The sequence below is a fragment of the Flavobacterium notoginsengisoli genome (assembly GCF_014207905.1).
Taxonomy (GTDB): Bacteria; Bacteroidota; Bacteroidia; order Flavobacteriales; family Flavobacteriaceae; genus Flavobacterium; species Flavobacterium notoginsengisoli_A.
Genome location: NZ_JACHLB010000001.1, coordinates 530,383 through 546,293, shown reverse-complemented (window position 1 = coordinate 546,293; position 15,911 = coordinate 530,383). Strand labels below are relative to the sequence as shown.

The window sequence follows — 15,911 nt, the reverse complement described above, 5'->3', positions numbered from 1 at the left end:
AATTATAATTTTCTATTTTACATAATGTTTTAAAAATATGAACGATCAAGATTTGTTTAATTTACTGGCACTGCTAAAAGTGGATGGAGTGGGTGATATAATGGGTAAAAAGTTACTTCATTCTTTTGGGAATGCATCAGCTATTTTTAAAGCAAAAAGTGTTCAACTAGCAGCAGTTGATGGAATTGGATTAGTATTATTAAAAAATCTAAAAGACAAAACCATCTTTGAGAAGGCTGAAAAGGAATTAGAATTCATCAGAAAAAACAATGTAAATGTTTCTTTTTTTCAGGATCAAAATTATCCCGAAAGGCTTAAACATTGTTTTGATGCTCCGATTCTTATGTTTACGGCTGGAAATATAGATTTTCAAAACAAGAAGATGATCAGTATTGTCGGTACGCGACAAATTACTTCCTATGGTACAGATTTTTGCAGAAAGCTAATTGAAGATTTGGCGCCTTTGGATCCTCTGATTGTTAGCGGTTTTGCATACGGAGTAGATATTGTCGCACATCAAATGGCAATGGATTGTAATCTGCAAACTATTGGCGTTTTGGCTCATGGATTAAATCAGATTTATCCGCGTACGCATAAAAAGTACATGGCAAAAATGGAAGAAAATGGTGGATTTATTACTGAATTTTGGAGCGATTCTAATCCTGATAAAGAAAAATTTGTTCGTCGAAATCGAATCGTAGCTGGAATGACAGAAGCTACAATTGTAATTGAATCTGCAGACAAAGGCGGTTCTTTAATCACAGCTAATATGGCAAATGAGTATAATCGAGATGTTTTTGCCGTGCCTGGAAGAGTTACAGATAAATATAGTCAAGGTTGTAATAATCTGATTAAAACTCAGAAAGCTAATGTTCTAACAAGTGCTGCCGACTTAATTTATATGCTGAATTGGGATATTGAAGAAAAGCCAAAAAGCATTCAAAAACAGCTTTTTGTCGAATTAGAAAAAGACGAGCAAAAGATCTATGATTTTCTTCAAAAAAATGGAAAAGAATTATTGGATATCATTGCCTTAGAATGTGATTTTCCAGTTTTTAAAATATCCGGAATTCTTGTAAATATGGAACTTAAAGGTCTTATTCGGCCGCTTCCAGGAAAACTTTTTGAGTCAATTTAACGCAGAAAATCTTATTTTATTTTCCTTTAAAATGTTTATACAATCGATAAAGAATATAAATCAGTAACAAACCAAAAACTATGTTTAGGATTTGAAACAAATAAGGTGGAACATCGTAATCTTCAATATATTTATTCATTTTTTTGTATTTTAAATGATTAATATTCTTGAAGTTACGAAAAATAAAATCAAAATAAGATATTTATTGAATGAAAAAGCGCTGATCAAATTGTAAATCGACCAGCGCTTTTTTTATTTTGAATAATTAAGATTTATTTGCCAAATCCTAAAACCTCTCTAACTTTTGCTAAAACACCATCGGCAATAACGGAAGCTTTTGCGGCACCTTTTTTTAATAAAGTATCTACTTCTTCAAGGTTGTTGATGTAGTAGTTGTATTTCTCTCTTTCTGTTTTGAATTTTTCTGTAATCAATTCAAACAAAGCTTGTTTTGCATGTCCGTAACCATAATTTCCACCTAAATAATTGGCTCTCATTTGTGCAGTTTGCTCTTCGTTTGCTAAAAGAGAATAAATTGCAAAAGCATTACAAGTATCTGGATTCTTTGGATCTTCAAGTGGAGTTGAATCCGTTTCGATACTCATTACTTGTTTTCGTAAAGCCTTATCATCCAAGAAAATATTAATAATATTATTGGCAGATTTACTCATTTTACCTCCATTTGTTCCTGGAATCAACATAATGTTTTCCTGAATTTTAGCTTCTGGAAGTACAAATGTTTCACCCATTTGATGGTTAAAACGAGAAGCTACATCACGAGTAATTTCTAAATGCTGCAATTGGTCTTTTCCAACAGGAACAAACTCAGCATCGTACAACAAAATATCTGCGGCCATTAACATTGGATAAGTAAAAAGACCAGCATTTACGTCGTCTAAACGATCTGCTTTATCTTTGAAAGAATGCGCTAAAGTCAATCTTTGGAACGGAAAAAAACAGCTCAAATACCAAGTCAATTCTGTTGTCTGTACAACATCAGATTGTCTGTAAAAAGTAACTTTTTCAGGATTTACACCACATGCAAGCCAAGCTGCAGCGGTGCTATAGGTGTTTTCTCTTAAAGTTTTTCCATCTTTAATTTGGGTAATGGAATGCAAGTCTGCAATAAACAAATAAGATTCGTTTGCCGGATTATTTGATAATTCAATTGCCGGAATAATTGCTCCTAATAAATTTCCTAAATGCGGTGTTCCTGTACTTTGAACACCAGTAAGTATTTTTGCCATTCTCGATTTTTTCTGAATTGCAAATGTCGTGATGTTTTTTGTAACCGCAAAGCACGCAAAGGTTTTACGCAAAGCACACAAAGATTTTTTATTTAGTGGATTCAAATCTTTAAAAGAAATAGCTACAGATTAAAATGATTCTCACAGATTTAAAAAATCCATTTAATTATTTTAATCTGTGGCTATAAACTTTGCGAACTTTGCGTAAAATCTTTGCGAGCTTTGCGGTAAAAATGAATCTCCAAATAAATTCAATGTCGAAAATCATTTCGGTTTTATTACATTTGAAACTATGAAAATATTAAAAATTGCTTTTTGGATTCTTTGGCGCGTTTGGTTTTACGTCTTAATGGCTATTCCCATAATAATCATGCTGCCACTTCTATTGATTTCTATTGCATCAGAGAAAGGTTATCCGTACTTTTTTAAAATGGCTCGTTTATGGGCGAGATTTATCCTTTTCGGAATGGGTTTCTATTACACCGTAAAACGCGAACAGAAGCTCATTAAAGGCAAAAGTTACATGATTGTAGCCAATCATACCTCGATGACAGATATCATGCTTATGCTAGTCTTAATTAAAAATCCTTTTGTTTTTGTTGGAAAGAAAGAATTAGTGAAGATTCCGCTTTTTGGATTTTTCTACAAAAGAACCTGCATATTAGTTGATAGAAATTCATCAAAAAGCAAAAATGAAGTTTTTAAAAGAGCGCAAAACCGCTTAAATCAAGGATTAAGTATTTGTATTTTCCCTGAAGGCGGCGTTCCAGATGACGAAAGTGTTTTGCTTGACGAATTTAAAGACGGCGCTTTTAGACTCGCAATTGATCACCAGATCCCGATCGTGCCAATTGTTTTTCCAGATAATAAAGAACGTTTTTCGTATACTTTTTTAAGCGGAAGCCCAGGTAAAATGCGAGTTCGAATTTTGCCATTTATAGAAACAGAAGGATTAACAATTGATCATAGAAAAGAACTGAAAGACAGAGTTAGAAATGTTATATACGATGCTTTAGTTGCTTTTGATAAAAAATAATTTGAAGGTAATAGAAAATAGAAAAGCCGGTAGATCTGATTAAATCTACCGGCTTTTATTTTGAATTAAAAACCCCCATTTTTATTCAAAATTTATCTATGAATTATCTTTTCGGAGATAAACCGCAATACTTTCTTTAACTTCAATTTGGTTTTTCTTCGGTTTTTATTGTACAACAATTCTATTTTTTCTTTCATGGTTAAAAATATTAATGGTTGATAATAAAGAGTTTAAAGTTATAACTCAAGTTAACGTCACATTATTATAGATGAAGAAAAATAAAAAAGGTTGCGTGGAAAATGAAAAAATATTTAAGCATGGAATAAAAATCCGTTAGCACCAAACAACTAACGGATTTTAACTCAAATAACCAACCAATGTAAATTCTAAAAAAACCTGCAAATTGATATATGGCAGTATCAAATTAGCAGACTACTTTTTTTTAATAGATGATGAATGAATGAAATGGTTGCGTCTAAAATGAAATTTTTTTGAGAAAAATAAAAAACCTCGACAATTGCCGAGGTTTATAGTAAGTTTTTTTGACTTTATAAGATTAAGCGTCTGCTAATTCTTTGATATGTTCTTTAATTTTAACTTCCAGTTCATCAGCAAGTTCTGGATTATCTTTAATTAAAGTTTTAACTGCATCACGTCCTTGACCTAGTTTTGTATCGCCGTAGCTGAACCAAGATCCTGCTTTTTTAACGATATCAAATTCTACAGCTAAATCTAGAATTTCACCAGTTTTAGAAACACCTTCTCCGTACATAATGTCGAATTCGGCAGTTTTAAAAGGCGGCGCCACTTTATTTTTAACGATTTTTACTTTAGTTCTGTTACCAATTACGTTTTCACCATCTTTAATTTGAGCAGAACGACGAATATCTAAACGTACAGACGCGTAAAATTTAAGCGCATTACCACCAGTTGTAGTTTCTGGGTTTCCGAACATTACACCAATTTTTTCACGAAGTTGGTTGATAAAGAATACCGTACAATTTGTTTTACTGATAGTTCCAGTAAGTTTTCTTAAAGCTTGAGACATTAAACGTGCATGAAGACCCATTTTAGAATCTCCCATTTCACCTTCAATTTCACTTTTTGGTGTTAAAGCTGCAACAGAGTCAATTACTACAATATCAATTGCTCCAGAACGAATTAAGTTTTCAGCAATTTCTAATGCTTGCTCTCCATTGTCTGGCTGCGAGATAATTAAGTTCTCAATATCAACATTTAATTTTTCTGCGTAGTTTCTATCAAATGCATGTTCCGCATCGATAAAAGCAGCAATTCCGCCAGCTTTTTGAGCTTCAGCAATGGCGTGAAGTGTCAAAGTAGTTTTTCCAGAAGATTCTGGACCGTATATTTCGATAATTCTTCCTTTTGGATATCCGTTTACACCAAGTGCTAAATCAACTCCAAGTGAGCCAGAAGAAATTGTTTCTACTTCTACAATAGCTCTGTCCCCCATTTTCATTACGGTTCCTTTTCCGTAGGTTTTGTCAAGTTTATCAAGTGTTAATTGTAACGCTTTTAATTTGGCTTCTTTCTCTGAACTCATCTTTTATATTAATTATCTTGATTTTTATTTTTTAGTAATTCAAACAAAAGTAAGAAAAAACTTCTTTATTGATTTACTGCCGTTTTACAGTTTGTAAAATTAGTTCTTTTTTTTCGAGTTTGATTGTCACCAATTGTTCCAAATTGTCACAAATTTCACTATAAGAATAAAGCCTTTAATTCTGTTGCATCAGCGGGTTTTATCTTTCCTGCAAGTAGTAAACTCAATTGTTTGCGACGAAGTGCGGCATCAAAACGCTGAATTTCAATTTCAGTTTCAGGTACAATTGGTGGTACTTCTACTGGTCTTCCGTTGTCATCGACGGCAACAAAAGTATAAATTGCTTCGTTTGCTTTTGTTCTGTTTCCAGATTCGCGGTCTTCTACCCAAACATCAATAAAAACTTCCATAGAACTTTTGAATGATCTTGAGACTTTTGCTTCGACAGTGACAACACTTCCAAGCGAAATGGCTCTGTTAAAAGCAACGTGATTTACAGAAGCTGTCACTACAATTCGGCGTGAATGTCTGCGTGCCGCAATACTTGCCGCGCGATCCATTCTGGCTAATAATTCGCCACCAAAAAGATTGTTTAAAGGATTAGTTTCGCTCGGTAAAACTAAATCAGTTAAAATAGTTAGAGATTCTGAAGGATGTTTTGGATTCATTTTTTTGATCTAAATAATTTAAAAATTAGGTTGTCTAATTCAACCAATAAACCGCCATTACGGCTGGTATAAAATAAATGACAATGGTTCTCGCACCATCGTAATCTTTAGCAAGTCTTTGTCCGAAAAGCATCATTAACAAACAGATACAAGAAAAAATTGCGCCATAAAAACCAAATTCTCTTCCGTTATTTGTTAAAAGTTGAATGCCTCCAACAACACATAAAATTCCCGAAATTAATTCTAAAATCAGTAAATGTAAAAGAGCAAGCGGCACTTGATTTTTAAGAGGTGTTTTGGCAAAATGCTCTTTTAGCCAAGCTACATTATCTTTCCAATAAAAAATCTTTTCGTAACCTGATTGTAAAAATGTTAAAGCTAAAAAAGCTAAAAGTAGGATGGAGGCAACATTATTCATTGGAATCTATTTTTTATGAATTAAACGAGTTAATTTAATGGATAAATCGGTTAAAATTATTTTTGCATTTCCGTTTCTTTCAATGTGATACATCGCATCTGAAAGTTCTTTGAAAATTTCATGAATGTTATTTCCGTTTACGAAAGGAGCAAAATTTTCTAGTTTAAATTTATCGACTTTTGGCTCAATATAGACCAAGCTTGAGGCCTGATAATTTAACATCAATGCCTGTCTAAACATTTCGATACAAAACTGAATAAATTTTTTCTGGCTTTCGCGTCCCAGCGCAGCAATTTGCTCACTCCAAGTAATTAAATCCTGAATGGCTGCTGCATTTCCTTTTGCTCTAAAAGCAGCGCGAACCCAATTGACAAACCATTGTTCAAAGGGAAACTCGTCGTCGTCTTCTTTTAGCAAATGCAAAGCTTTATTAAAATTGCCCTGTGATTGATGCGCAATTTTTTTAGCTAAATTCAAATCTATATTTTCTTGTGAAACCAAAGCTTCAGCGATGACTTTTTCTGGAAGTGCATTAAAATGAATTACTTGACAACGTGAACGTATGGTCTGAATAATATCTTCTTCATTTTCAGAAATCAGAATAAACATGGTTTTGTCTGATGGTTCTTCAAGAAGTTTCAACAGTTTGTTAGAAGCTGCAATATTCATTTTATCGGCCATCCAGATAATCATGATTTTATAGCCGCCTTCGTAAGATTTCAGCGCAAGCGATTTTAAAACTTCTTGAGCATCTTCTACTCGAATTTCTCCTTGCTTGTTTTGAACGCCAAGAATTTTGTACCAGTCAAACAAACCGCCGTAAGGCATTTCTTGAATGAAACTTCGCCAGTCTTGAATAAAATCTAAACTTTTGGGTTTGGTTTTTACATCTTCGGTCGTAACAGTTGGGTAAATAAAATGCAAATCTGGGTGAGAAATATTGTCGAACTTTAGATTGCAAGAATCATTTCCGTTCGAATTTTCGTTACCAGTATTGCCGCATAAAATGTATTGTGCGTAGGCAATTGCGGTAATTAAAGTTCCACTTCCTTCTGGTCCAACGAATAATTGTGCATGTGGAATTCTACCAGATGCAGCACTTTTTGTCAAGTGGCTTTTGATGTAATCTTGACCTAAAATTTGAGAAAATTGCATGGAGCAAAGATAGCAGAAAATGATGTAGTCAAAAATTTTCGGGATAAAGTTTCTTTCGTAACTATAATTTTCAAATTATAAACTTAAAACGCCAAAAAAATTCTTTCGATTTGAATACAATTTTGTTAATAAACATCTCAACCTGAGCATTTATCAAGATGTTTTTGTTAATATTTTTTTTCAAAAAACGGCAAACGTAAGGTTTTTTTGATTATTTAAAGTTTGAAAATTTTATTTTTTATAGCGAATACCTTACTTTTTAAGACTACGCTGTTTTAACAAAAAGAGCGTTAAAACGCACATTTTCTCGACATAACGCTGGTTTTTAAGCTTTTTTTAAGAAAATATTTTGAAAAAAAAATCCATTAGAGTTGTTAATTAAGTTAATTTCTATATTTTTGTTTTTATCAACAACCAATTATAAAATAAGAATCTATGAAAGGGAAAATTACTCTATTAAGTGCTTTTTTTATCTTAACTACTGCTGCTGTTTCAGCACAAGCAAAGAATGCTCCTAGAAGTATTATCAGTACAACGGCTCTTATCCGTAAATACCATGATCAAAAAGAATTGAGTGGTATGCAAAAAGGTGAGCTTTTGGAATTATACATTGAGCGTATTAAAGTTTTAGTAAAAACTCTCCCTTACATTGCTTTGGTTACTAAACCAGGAGTTACAATGGCGGACTTAGGTATTCCAGACGATGGTGATCACAAAAAAATCTTAGATGCTCAGGCAGTTGGTACTTCAACATTTTTGGATACTACTGTAGAGTTTCAGAGAAAAATGATGCCTTACTCAGATAAAGGAAATCTTATCGCTGCAATTTTATTTTACGAAAGTACATTGAAATCATTACACGAGTTCAACGATTTGAACGAAATGTAATAAATGATTAAATTTTTTTAAAACCTTTTTCGAAGTGTTTACGTAGATGGAAATCTAAAGTGGAATGCTTTTGAAAAACAAAATAAAAAAAGACTCATTCTCGGAGGTTCTGAAATTTCGGAAAATTCGAGAGGAGTTTTTTCATTTACGCATACCCAAATTTATTATTAACCGTAATACCCCCTTATCATGAAAAAAATTACTCAATTAATCTGCGTTCTTTTGACAGTTACGAGTATGAGTGCTCAACAAGAGAAAGGAATTATGGGCTACACTAATTGGTTAAACAACTGGACCGAATTTAAGCCTAACAAAGTAGACTATGGAGAAGCAAACCAAATTTTAGCAGGAAACATTTCTGTTAATACTAAATTGCTGAAAAGAAACATCTACGTTTTGCAAGGAAACGTATACGTTACAAACAATGCTGTTTTGACTATTGAGCCAGGTACAGTAATTATCGGTGACTTTGAAACTAAAGGAACTTTGGTAGTTACAAAAGGTGCACAATTAGTTGCAGACGGTTTAGAAACAGATCCAATTGTATTTACTTCAAATCGTAGCATGAAAAAAGCTGGAGATTGGGGTGGAATTGTAGTTCTTGGAGATGCTCCAATTAACAAATTTGGAAATGTTGGTTCTTACAACCTTGACCTTGATCCAACTCTTACTACCTACGGTGGAGATAACGTGGCTTCTAACTCTGGAATTTTAAGATTCGTAAGAATCGAATTTGCTGGTAAAAAAGTTAAAGGTGTAGATACTTTCAATGGTTTAACTCTTGCTGGTGTTGGAAACAAAACAGTTTTAGAAAATATCATGGTTAGCTATGCTGGAGGAGATTCATTCGGAGTTTTAGGTGGTGACTTAAATGCTACAAAATTTGTTTCTTATAAATCAGTTAATGATGACTTTAAATTTTCTCAAGGAGTACAATGTCGTTTCTTTAACTCTTTAGCAGTAAGATCTTCTTACTTCTCTAGTACTAAAGACGGATCTCGTTGTATGGAAGTTAGATCTTTTGAGAAGAAAAGTGAAACAGACTTTACTAAAAAACAAACTTTAGTTGTTGCAAGTAATATTACAATGGTTAATGACAGTGAAAATATTAAAGCTGATATTCAAGCAGGTTTAGTAAAAGAAGCTGTTTATGTTGCAGAAGGTGCTTCTCTTGAAATGAAAAGAAGTGTAATCTCTGGATTTAACCCTGCGGTATTATTAGACAGCAAAACAGAAATCAATGATGCCAATCTTAAAAAAATCAAGTTTGAAGAAATGTATTTCAATTTATGTAATGGAAACATCTTTACAGAATACAATTCAAATAATGAAGATTTAGAAAGCTGGTACGGAAATAGTATTTTCTTTAACGTTTACTCTCAAAGTGACAACAAAGAAACTTTCATTGATATCTTCAATCCTAAAAAACCAGATTTCAGATTACAATTAGGAAAAATCACGGCTTCAAGCGGTAAATAGATAATAGTTTCGATTTTTATTCCCTCGCGTAAATTTTATTAATAAAGTCCCCAGACACAATTTATGTATCGTTAAAGGACCCCAAATAAAGATCAAGACATAATGGTATCTACGAAAAAATATTTTATATATATAATATTTTTGGTTTCGCCTATATCGTTAACTCTATATGCACAGAATACAGCAGGAAAACCTACAAAGGCTGCTGATTCTGAGTGCAGTTTAACTTTAGGTAATGTTAACCAAAATAGTACTACTGCTGTTGTAGAAAACAGCAATTCAGACAAATTTAATCAGTTTATAGTAGGGATGTCCAACCCCAAGGACAGCCTTACTATAGTTGCTGAAACCCATACAGTATCTAACGATTGTAAAGATGATTCATCATTTGCAGCAACTTCAATTTTAGCAAAAGATATTATTGAAAACTACAAATATGATTTCTCAGAAACATTCATTGATATTTTGTTTTTTGAGCGTATCGACTTAGCAAGAACACGCACTATATGATTCAAAAAACTACTTTATCTTTACTTAAAGTTTTATTCCTATTTAGTATATTCTTATGTACTGAATCAAGCTCCTATGCACAGGCCGTAATCGTTCCTCAACCTTTTGATGGAATAGAAAAACTCTGCGCAGGAGCTTCTTTTAATGAATTCAACGTTACTTTTAGTTACGTTAATTTTCCAGCAGGAACAACGTTCGAAGTTGAAATTACTGATGCTTCAGGAAACTTTACGACTCCTCCTACTTATGCGCCAAAAGTGCAGCCGCCTACAGATATCAATGCAACTCAACAATCTATAAAATTTGCTCTTCCAACAAATTTAGTCGGATCTGAAATTTATGGTTTTAGAATTAGAAGTTCTGTTTCTACTGCCGCTCCAAGTGCTAGAATTAGAAGTTCAATTAATAGCTCAACAGATTTTCCGGCTTATTATAAAGCCTTTGAAACTGCCTTTTTTATAAACAACAAGAGCACTAGTGCTGCAATTTGTTCTGGCGGAAGTTTAACCCTTTCCGTAGACAATGATACCCCAAGTGTTCCAAATTCGTCTCCAGCAAATTATCCAAATCTTAAATACAAATGGTACAAAGATGATGTTTTAATTGCAGGACAAAGTGCTAAGTCGTTAGTGGTAAATGCTGCAGGTGAATATTATGCAGTAGTAGATTATGGTGCCTGTACAGAAGTAAACATTAGCTCTAATCGTGTTAAGGTTATAAGTGCAAGCTCAGGATCTAGTGCGACAATAGATTCAAGCTTAGGAAATCCATTTTGCGCAAGTGGTACAGGAACTGTTTTGACAGCAACTTCTGGAAATAGCTATGTATGGAAAAAAGACGGAGTAGTTATTAGTGGTGCAACTGGAAGAACTTATTCTACAAATGAATCTGGTGTTTATACTGTAGAGGTTGATTTTGGAGGATGTAAAGCTACTGGATCAATTAATCTTCAAAGCAATGGTTTTGACGCAAGTATTGATGTAGAAGATGGATACAAGTTAAGTGAAGGTGAAACTTTAAGCGTTAATGTTACAACAGATGCTACGAGCCCTACTTTTGAGTGGTATTTAAATGATAATTTAATTTCTGGAGAAACTGGTAGTTCTTACACTGTTTCTGTAAAAGGTAATTATAAAGTAAAGATCTCTCAAGCATCGGGCTGTATTGCAAACAAAGAGTTTTCTTTTAGAATTAATGGTGATTCTGGTCCAGCGACGGTTATTCCGAACATTATTAAATTAAGCGGAATGAATCCGTATTGGAATATTCCAGATGAATATAAAAATGCTTCGACTAAGGTAATCATTATTAGTTCAAACGGAGATAAAGTCCTTGATGTAGTAAATTATCAAGGCGATTGGCCCCAAAGCAATATAGATTTTAAAAATGTAAATCCGGTTTATTACTATGTCATTCAATCAGACACTGGTGAAAAAAAAGGATCAATAACTGTTATAAAATAATATGAAGAAAATCCTACTATTCATCACTTTATTTTACGGCTTTTCAAATGTACTCTATTCTCAAAATGCAAATGAGGATGGAGTTGTTTCGTTTTCATTACCCATTAGAAATTCTTTAAAATTTAATAGATACTTAATTAACCCAACATTTAGTTTTGTTAGAGAAGCAAATCCCTATATAAGTTTTTACAACAAAAGACAATGGGTTCAATTTGACAATGCACCGCAGACTTATATAGCCAATTATTCTGGTCGTATTAAAGAAAATGATGCTTTCGCAATTGCCTTATTCCAACAAAATTACGGATTGATGACCGTTTTTGGTGGAGTTGCCAATTTTGCTCACAATATTGTCCTTGATCAAGATAGCAATTTGACTTTTGGTTTAAATGTAGGTGCTTATCAAAGTGGTTTAAACAAAGGAAAAATTATATCTGATGATTCTGATATCTTGATGGGAGAGTATCCGTCTAGCACTTTGCTTACTGTTAATCCAGGAATTAACTATGGTACAGAGTTTTTAGACTTCGGATTGTCTATTAATAATTTGATATTGTACAATTTTGGTGCTGGAATGGTAAAAGAAGATCCAGAAAGAGCTATCCAATTGCATGCTATGTACACAGGATATATTGACAGTTACGGATTCTTTGATAGAAGTAAATTTTCGGGAATTGTTAGAACAGAAATTAAAAAAGACAAAACAGTTATTTCAGGTCTTGCGATGCTAACCTTGCAACAGGGAATTTGGGCACAAGCTGGATATAACACTTTATATGGAGTTTCAGCAGGACTTGGGGTAAATATTTCTCCGAGTATTGCTATTGAATATAATTACGAAAGAGGAATGGGCAATTTCTCTAATTTAGGTGGTTCTCACGAATTTGCCATTGCCTACAGATTCAAAAACAGAAATTACTATTACGCAGATGAAGATGAAGGATCATTAATAGATCCTGCAAAACCAAAACCAGTAATGGCTAAACCATCTACAACTGCAAAAGTAACAAGAGAAGATGGTGCTGAAAAAGCGAGATTAGCTGCTGAAGCGAAAGCAAAAGCCGATGCCGAAGCAAGACAAGCTAGACTTGCGGCTTCAGAAAAAGTTAAAGCAGACGCAGAAGCTGCAGCAAAAGCAAAATTAGAAGCAGACAATAAAGCCAAAGCAGATGCTGAGGCTGTTAAAATAAAACTAGCTGCAGAAGCCAAAGCAAAAGCAGACGCCGCGGCAGCAGCAAGAGCACAAACAGCAACGGCAAATAGAGCGGTTGCAACAACACAAAAAACGCAGGCACAGTTAGCAGCAGACAAAGCTAGAGCTGATGCTGAAGAGCGTAGAATTAAATTAGCTGCAGACAATAAAGCAAGAGTAGATGCCGCCGCTGCTGCAAGAGCACAAGCAGCAGCAAATAAGCCAGCTGCAGCTGCACCAAAAACACAAGCACAATTAGCTGCTGATAAAGCGAAAGCCGATGCAGAAGCAATGAAATTGAAATTGGCAGCTGATGCAAAAGCAAAAGCTGATGCAGAAGCCGCAGCTAAAGCGAAAGCAGAAGCCGCAAAACCTGCTCCAGCTCCGCAAAAAACAGCAGCACAATTAGCTGCTGATAAAGCAAAAGCCGATGCTGAAGCGGCAAGACAAGCAAGATTAGCAGCAGCAGAAAAAGCGAAAGCAGATGCGGAAGCAGCGAGAATTAAACTTATTGCAGATAATAAAGCAAAAGCAGATGCTGCAGAGGCAAAACGTAAAGCAGAAGCAAAAGCGAAGGCAGAAGCTGCAGATATGCAATCTATTTTAGCAGCAGATGCAAAAGCGAAAGCAGATTCAGATGCATTACAGGCAAGATTAGCAGCAGAAGCGAAAGCAAAAGCCGCTGCAGAAGCAAAAACGAAAGCATCTATTGATGCAGCAAATAAAGCTAAATTGGCCGCAGACGCTAAAGCAAAAGCAGCTGAAGAAGCAGCACAAAAAGAAAAACTAGCAGCAGATGCAAAAGCCAAAGCAGATGAAGAAGCAAGACAAGCTCTTATTGCGGCTGAAGCAAAAGCAAAAGCAGATGCGGAAGCATTAAAAATAAAACAAGCTGAAGAGGCGCGTCAGGCTAAATTAGCAGCAGATGCAAAAGCTAAGGCAGATGCAGAAGCACTTCAAGCTAAATTGGTCGCAGATGCAAAAGCGAAAGCAGACGCCGAAGCTGCAGCTAAAGCTAAATTAGCAGCCGATGCAAAAGCAAAAGCAGATGCCGAAGCAGAAAAAGTAAGATTAGCAGCAGAAGCCAAAGCGAAAGCAGATGCAGAAGCTGAGAAAGCAAGATTGGCTGCCGATGCGAAAGCAAAAGCTGATATGGAAGCTTTACAAGCTAAATTAATTGCCGACGCAAGAGTGAAAGCAGATGCTGAAGCTACTGCAAAAGCAAAAGCCGATGCTGAAGCGAAAAAATTACAAGAAGCTGAGGATGCTCGTCAAGCTAAATTAGCGGCAGACGCAAAAGCTAAGGCGGATGCAGAAGCAGAAAAAGCAAGATTAGCCGCTGAAGCGAAAGCCAAAGCTGATGCTGAAGCATTAAAAGCAAAACAAGCTGCTGAAGATAAAGCTAGATTGGCAGAAGAGGCTCGTCAGGCGAAATTAGCTGCTGATGCAAAAGCTAAAGCAGATGCAGAAGCATTGAAAGCAAAACAAGCAGAAGAAGCACGTCAAGCTAAATTGGCAGCAGATGCAAAAGCTAAGACAGACGCAGAAGCGCTAGAAGCAAAAGTAGCTGCAGATGCAAAAGCGAAAGCAGATATGGCAGCTTTACAAGCAAAATTATTAGCTGATGCAAAAGTAAAAGCAGATGCTGAAGCTACTGCAAAAGCAAAAGCAGATGCTGAAACGAAAAGATTACAAGAAGAAGAAAATGCTCGTCAAGCGAAATTAGCAGCTGATGCTAAAGCAAAAGCAGATGCAGAAGCATTAAAAGCGAAACAAGCTGCAGATGAAAAAGCAAGATTAGCAGAAGAAGCACGTCAGGCTAAATTGGCTGCCGATGCAAAAGCTAAAGCGGATGCAGAAGCAGAGAAAGCAAGATTGGCTGCCGAAGCAAAAGCGAAAGCAGATGCTGAAACATTAAGAATAAAACAAGCTGCTGAAGAGAAAGCAAGATTAGCAGAAGAAGCTCGTTTAGCTAAATTGGCTGCAGATGCAAAAGCAAAAGCGGATGCTGAAGCTGAGAAAACAAGATTAGCTGCAGAAGCAAAAGCGAAAGCAGATGCAGATGCGTTGAAATTACAGCAAGCGGCCGAGGAGAAAGCAAGATTAGAAGAACAGGCTCGTCAAGAAAGATTAGCGGCTGAAGCAAAAGCAAAAGCGGATGCTGAAGCAGAAAAAGCTAGATTGGCAGCTGAAGCAGCTAACAAAGATGCAACGGCAAAAGCTATCGAAGAGTTGACGGCATCTATTGCGAATACAAGTAAAATGCAGAATGAGTTATTAGCGCAGTTTACAGCAACAGTTGCTAATAAACAAAAAGACTTGAATGACTTAAAAGAGGAGAATGATTTAAGTGAAAAAGGAATTTATAGAGAGCCAAAACCATTCAAAAGTGTAGCGGCAGAGAACAGTCAAATTGAAGCATTGAAATTACAGATTGCTGATGCAAACACTAGCATGAAAAATGAAATTGCGAAGATGACTAATCTATATAATGACAGGCTTAAAAAATTCCCTAAAAATGATCCTTTAAACAAGGCTTATTTAGAGAAGATAAACGAGTTGAAAGCAGCTCAGTTGAGAATGGAACAACAAGGCGCTGCATTAATAGCAGATTTAGAGCGTATCAAAACGGAAACTGAAATTGAGCGTAAACGTAGAATTAAACGTGCTGCTTATGAGAATGATCAAGGAAGATATGCACAGGACGTTGCTGCTCTTAAACGTATAAAAGAGACAACTAAAATAAGTAATACGCCATTGACGGCAAATGATTTTGATTTTGGTGAAGAGCAGTCAAACATGCAGATTATTAAGAATATTAAAAATTCTGATAGTGGTTATTATTTAATTCTTGCGGTTCACAACAGTGTTCAGAAACGTGATGAATTCTTAACGAAAGCAGTTGCTGCCGGAAGAACAGATATTAATTTCTTTTACAATGTAACAACAAGTAAATATTACATCTACTACGAGAAGTTTGATGGTTTACAAGAAGCTACAAAAGCATTGGAGGCAAAAGGCAATAAACCTTATAACGGAAGAATGGCCATTGTAAAAGTCGAGAATTAATAAAGAAAGTATAAAATAGTCTCTCTTCAATTTGGAGAGAGACGTTGAAATAAATGTTATCAAAAATAAATGGTTTTATAGACT

Annotated in this window: 13 protein-coding genes; 7 read left to right on the top strand and 6 right to left on the bottom strand. The window is 34.9% G+C overall.

Features of this window, described 5'->3' with window-relative positions:
• Nucleotides 1–37: 37 nt before the first annotated feature.
• A complete protein-coding gene (dprA, locus tag HNP35_RS02270) occupies nucleotides 38–1,138 on the top strand; it encodes a DNA-processing protein DprA (protein ID WP_184158853.1) in 1,101 nt (366 codons plus the stop codon).
• A 16-nt stretch (nucleotides 1,139–1,154) separates the two neighbouring features.
• Here dprA and HNP35_RS23860 read toward each other — a convergent pair whose 3' ends face one another.
• Both HNP35_RS23860 and trpS read right to left on the bottom strand, forming a co-directional pair.
• Nucleotides 1,155–1,277, bottom strand: coding sequence for a hypothetical protein (locus HNP35_RS23860; RefSeq protein WP_260402233.1), 123 nt, complete (start codon nucleotides 1,275–1,277; stop codon nucleotides 1,155–1,157).
• 133 nt (nucleotides 1,278–1,410) lie between these two features.
• Complete coding sequence (gene trpS / locus HNP35_RS02265; protein WP_184158854.1) at nucleotides 1,411–2,385, bottom strand: tryptophan--tRNA ligase; 975 nt, start codon at nucleotides 2,383–2,385, stop codon at nucleotides 1,411–1,413.
• A gap of 292 nt (nucleotides 2,386–2,677) precedes the next feature.
• On the opposite strand from trpS, the gene HNP35_RS02260 reads away from it, so the two are divergent.
• Complete coding sequence (locus HNP35_RS02260; protein ID WP_184158855.1) at nucleotides 2,678–3,421, top strand: lysophospholipid acyltransferase family protein; 744 nt, start codon at nucleotides 2,678–2,680, stop codon at nucleotides 3,419–3,421.
• A gap of 556 nt (nucleotides 3,422–3,977) precedes the next feature.
• Here HNP35_RS02260 and recA read toward each other — a convergent pair.
• From recA to HNP35_RS02240, 4 genes are all read right to left on the bottom strand, one after another.
• On the bottom strand, nucleotides 3,978–4,985 hold the full coding sequence (gene recA / locus HNP35_RS02255) for a recombinase RecA (RefSeq protein WP_184158856.1): 1,008 nt from the start codon (nucleotides 4,983–4,985) through the stop codon (nucleotides 3,978–3,980).
• Between the two features lie 158 nt (nucleotides 4,986–5,143).
• On the bottom strand, nucleotides 5,144–5,653 hold the full coding sequence (locus HNP35_RS02250; protein WP_184158857.1) for an acyl-CoA thioesterase: 510 nt from the start codon (nucleotides 5,651–5,653) through the stop codon (nucleotides 5,144–5,146).
• A 34-nt stretch (nucleotides 5,654–5,687) separates the two neighbouring features.
• Entirely contained in the window at nucleotides 5,688–6,071 is a 384-nt protein-coding gene (locus HNP35_RS02245; protein ID WP_184158858.1) for a DoxX family protein, read from the bottom strand.
• Nucleotides 6,072–6,077: 6 nt separating this feature from the next.
• A complete protein-coding gene (locus tag HNP35_RS02240; protein ID WP_184158859.1) occupies nucleotides 6,078–7,226 on the bottom strand; it encodes an ATP-binding protein in 1,149 nt (382 codons plus the stop codon).
• Nucleotides 7,227–7,661: 435 nt separating this feature from the next.
• On the opposite strand from HNP35_RS02240, the gene HNP35_RS02235 reads away from it, so the two are divergent.
• The 5 genes from HNP35_RS02235 to HNP35_RS02215 all read left to right on the top strand — a co-directional run bounded on the left by HNP35_RS02235 (nucleotide 7,662) and on the right by HNP35_RS02215 (nucleotide 15,827).
• Nucleotides 7,662–8,114 carry a hypothetical protein gene (locus tag HNP35_RS02235; protein WP_184158860.1) on the top strand — a complete coding sequence of 151 codons (453 nt, stop codon included), beginning with the start codon at nucleotides 7,662–7,664 and terminating at the stop codon, nucleotides 8,112–8,114.
• A 189-nt stretch (nucleotides 8,115–8,303) separates the two neighbouring features.
• Nucleotides 8,304–9,593, top strand: a complete 1,290-nt coding sequence (locus tag HNP35_RS02230) for a hypothetical protein (RefSeq protein WP_184158861.1) — start codon at nucleotides 8,304–8,306, stop codon at nucleotides 9,591–9,593.
• A gap of 102 nt (nucleotides 9,594–9,695) precedes the next feature.
• Nucleotides 9,696–10,103: a hypothetical protein gene (locus tag HNP35_RS02225; RefSeq protein ID WP_221433421.1), complete on the top strand. Its 408-nt coding sequence runs from the start codon at nucleotides 9,696–9,698 to the stop codon at nucleotides 10,101–10,103.
• Nucleotides 10,100–11,566, top strand: coding sequence for a gliding motility protein SprC (sprC, locus tag HNP35_RS02220; protein WP_184158862.1), 1,467 nt, complete (start codon nucleotides 10,100–10,102; stop codon nucleotides 11,564–11,566). The genes HNP35_RS02225 and sprC overlap by 4 nt, the downstream gene beginning before the upstream one ends.
• Nucleotide 11,567: 1 nt before the next feature.
• Nucleotides 11,568–15,827 (top strand): PorP/SprF family type IX secretion system membrane protein, encoded by a 4,260-nt coding sequence (locus tag HNP35_RS02215; RefSeq protein WP_184158863.1) that lies wholly within the window; start codon nucleotides 11,568–11,570, stop codon nucleotides 15,825–15,827.
• The last annotated feature ends 84 nt before the right edge of the window (nucleotides 15,828–15,911 follow it).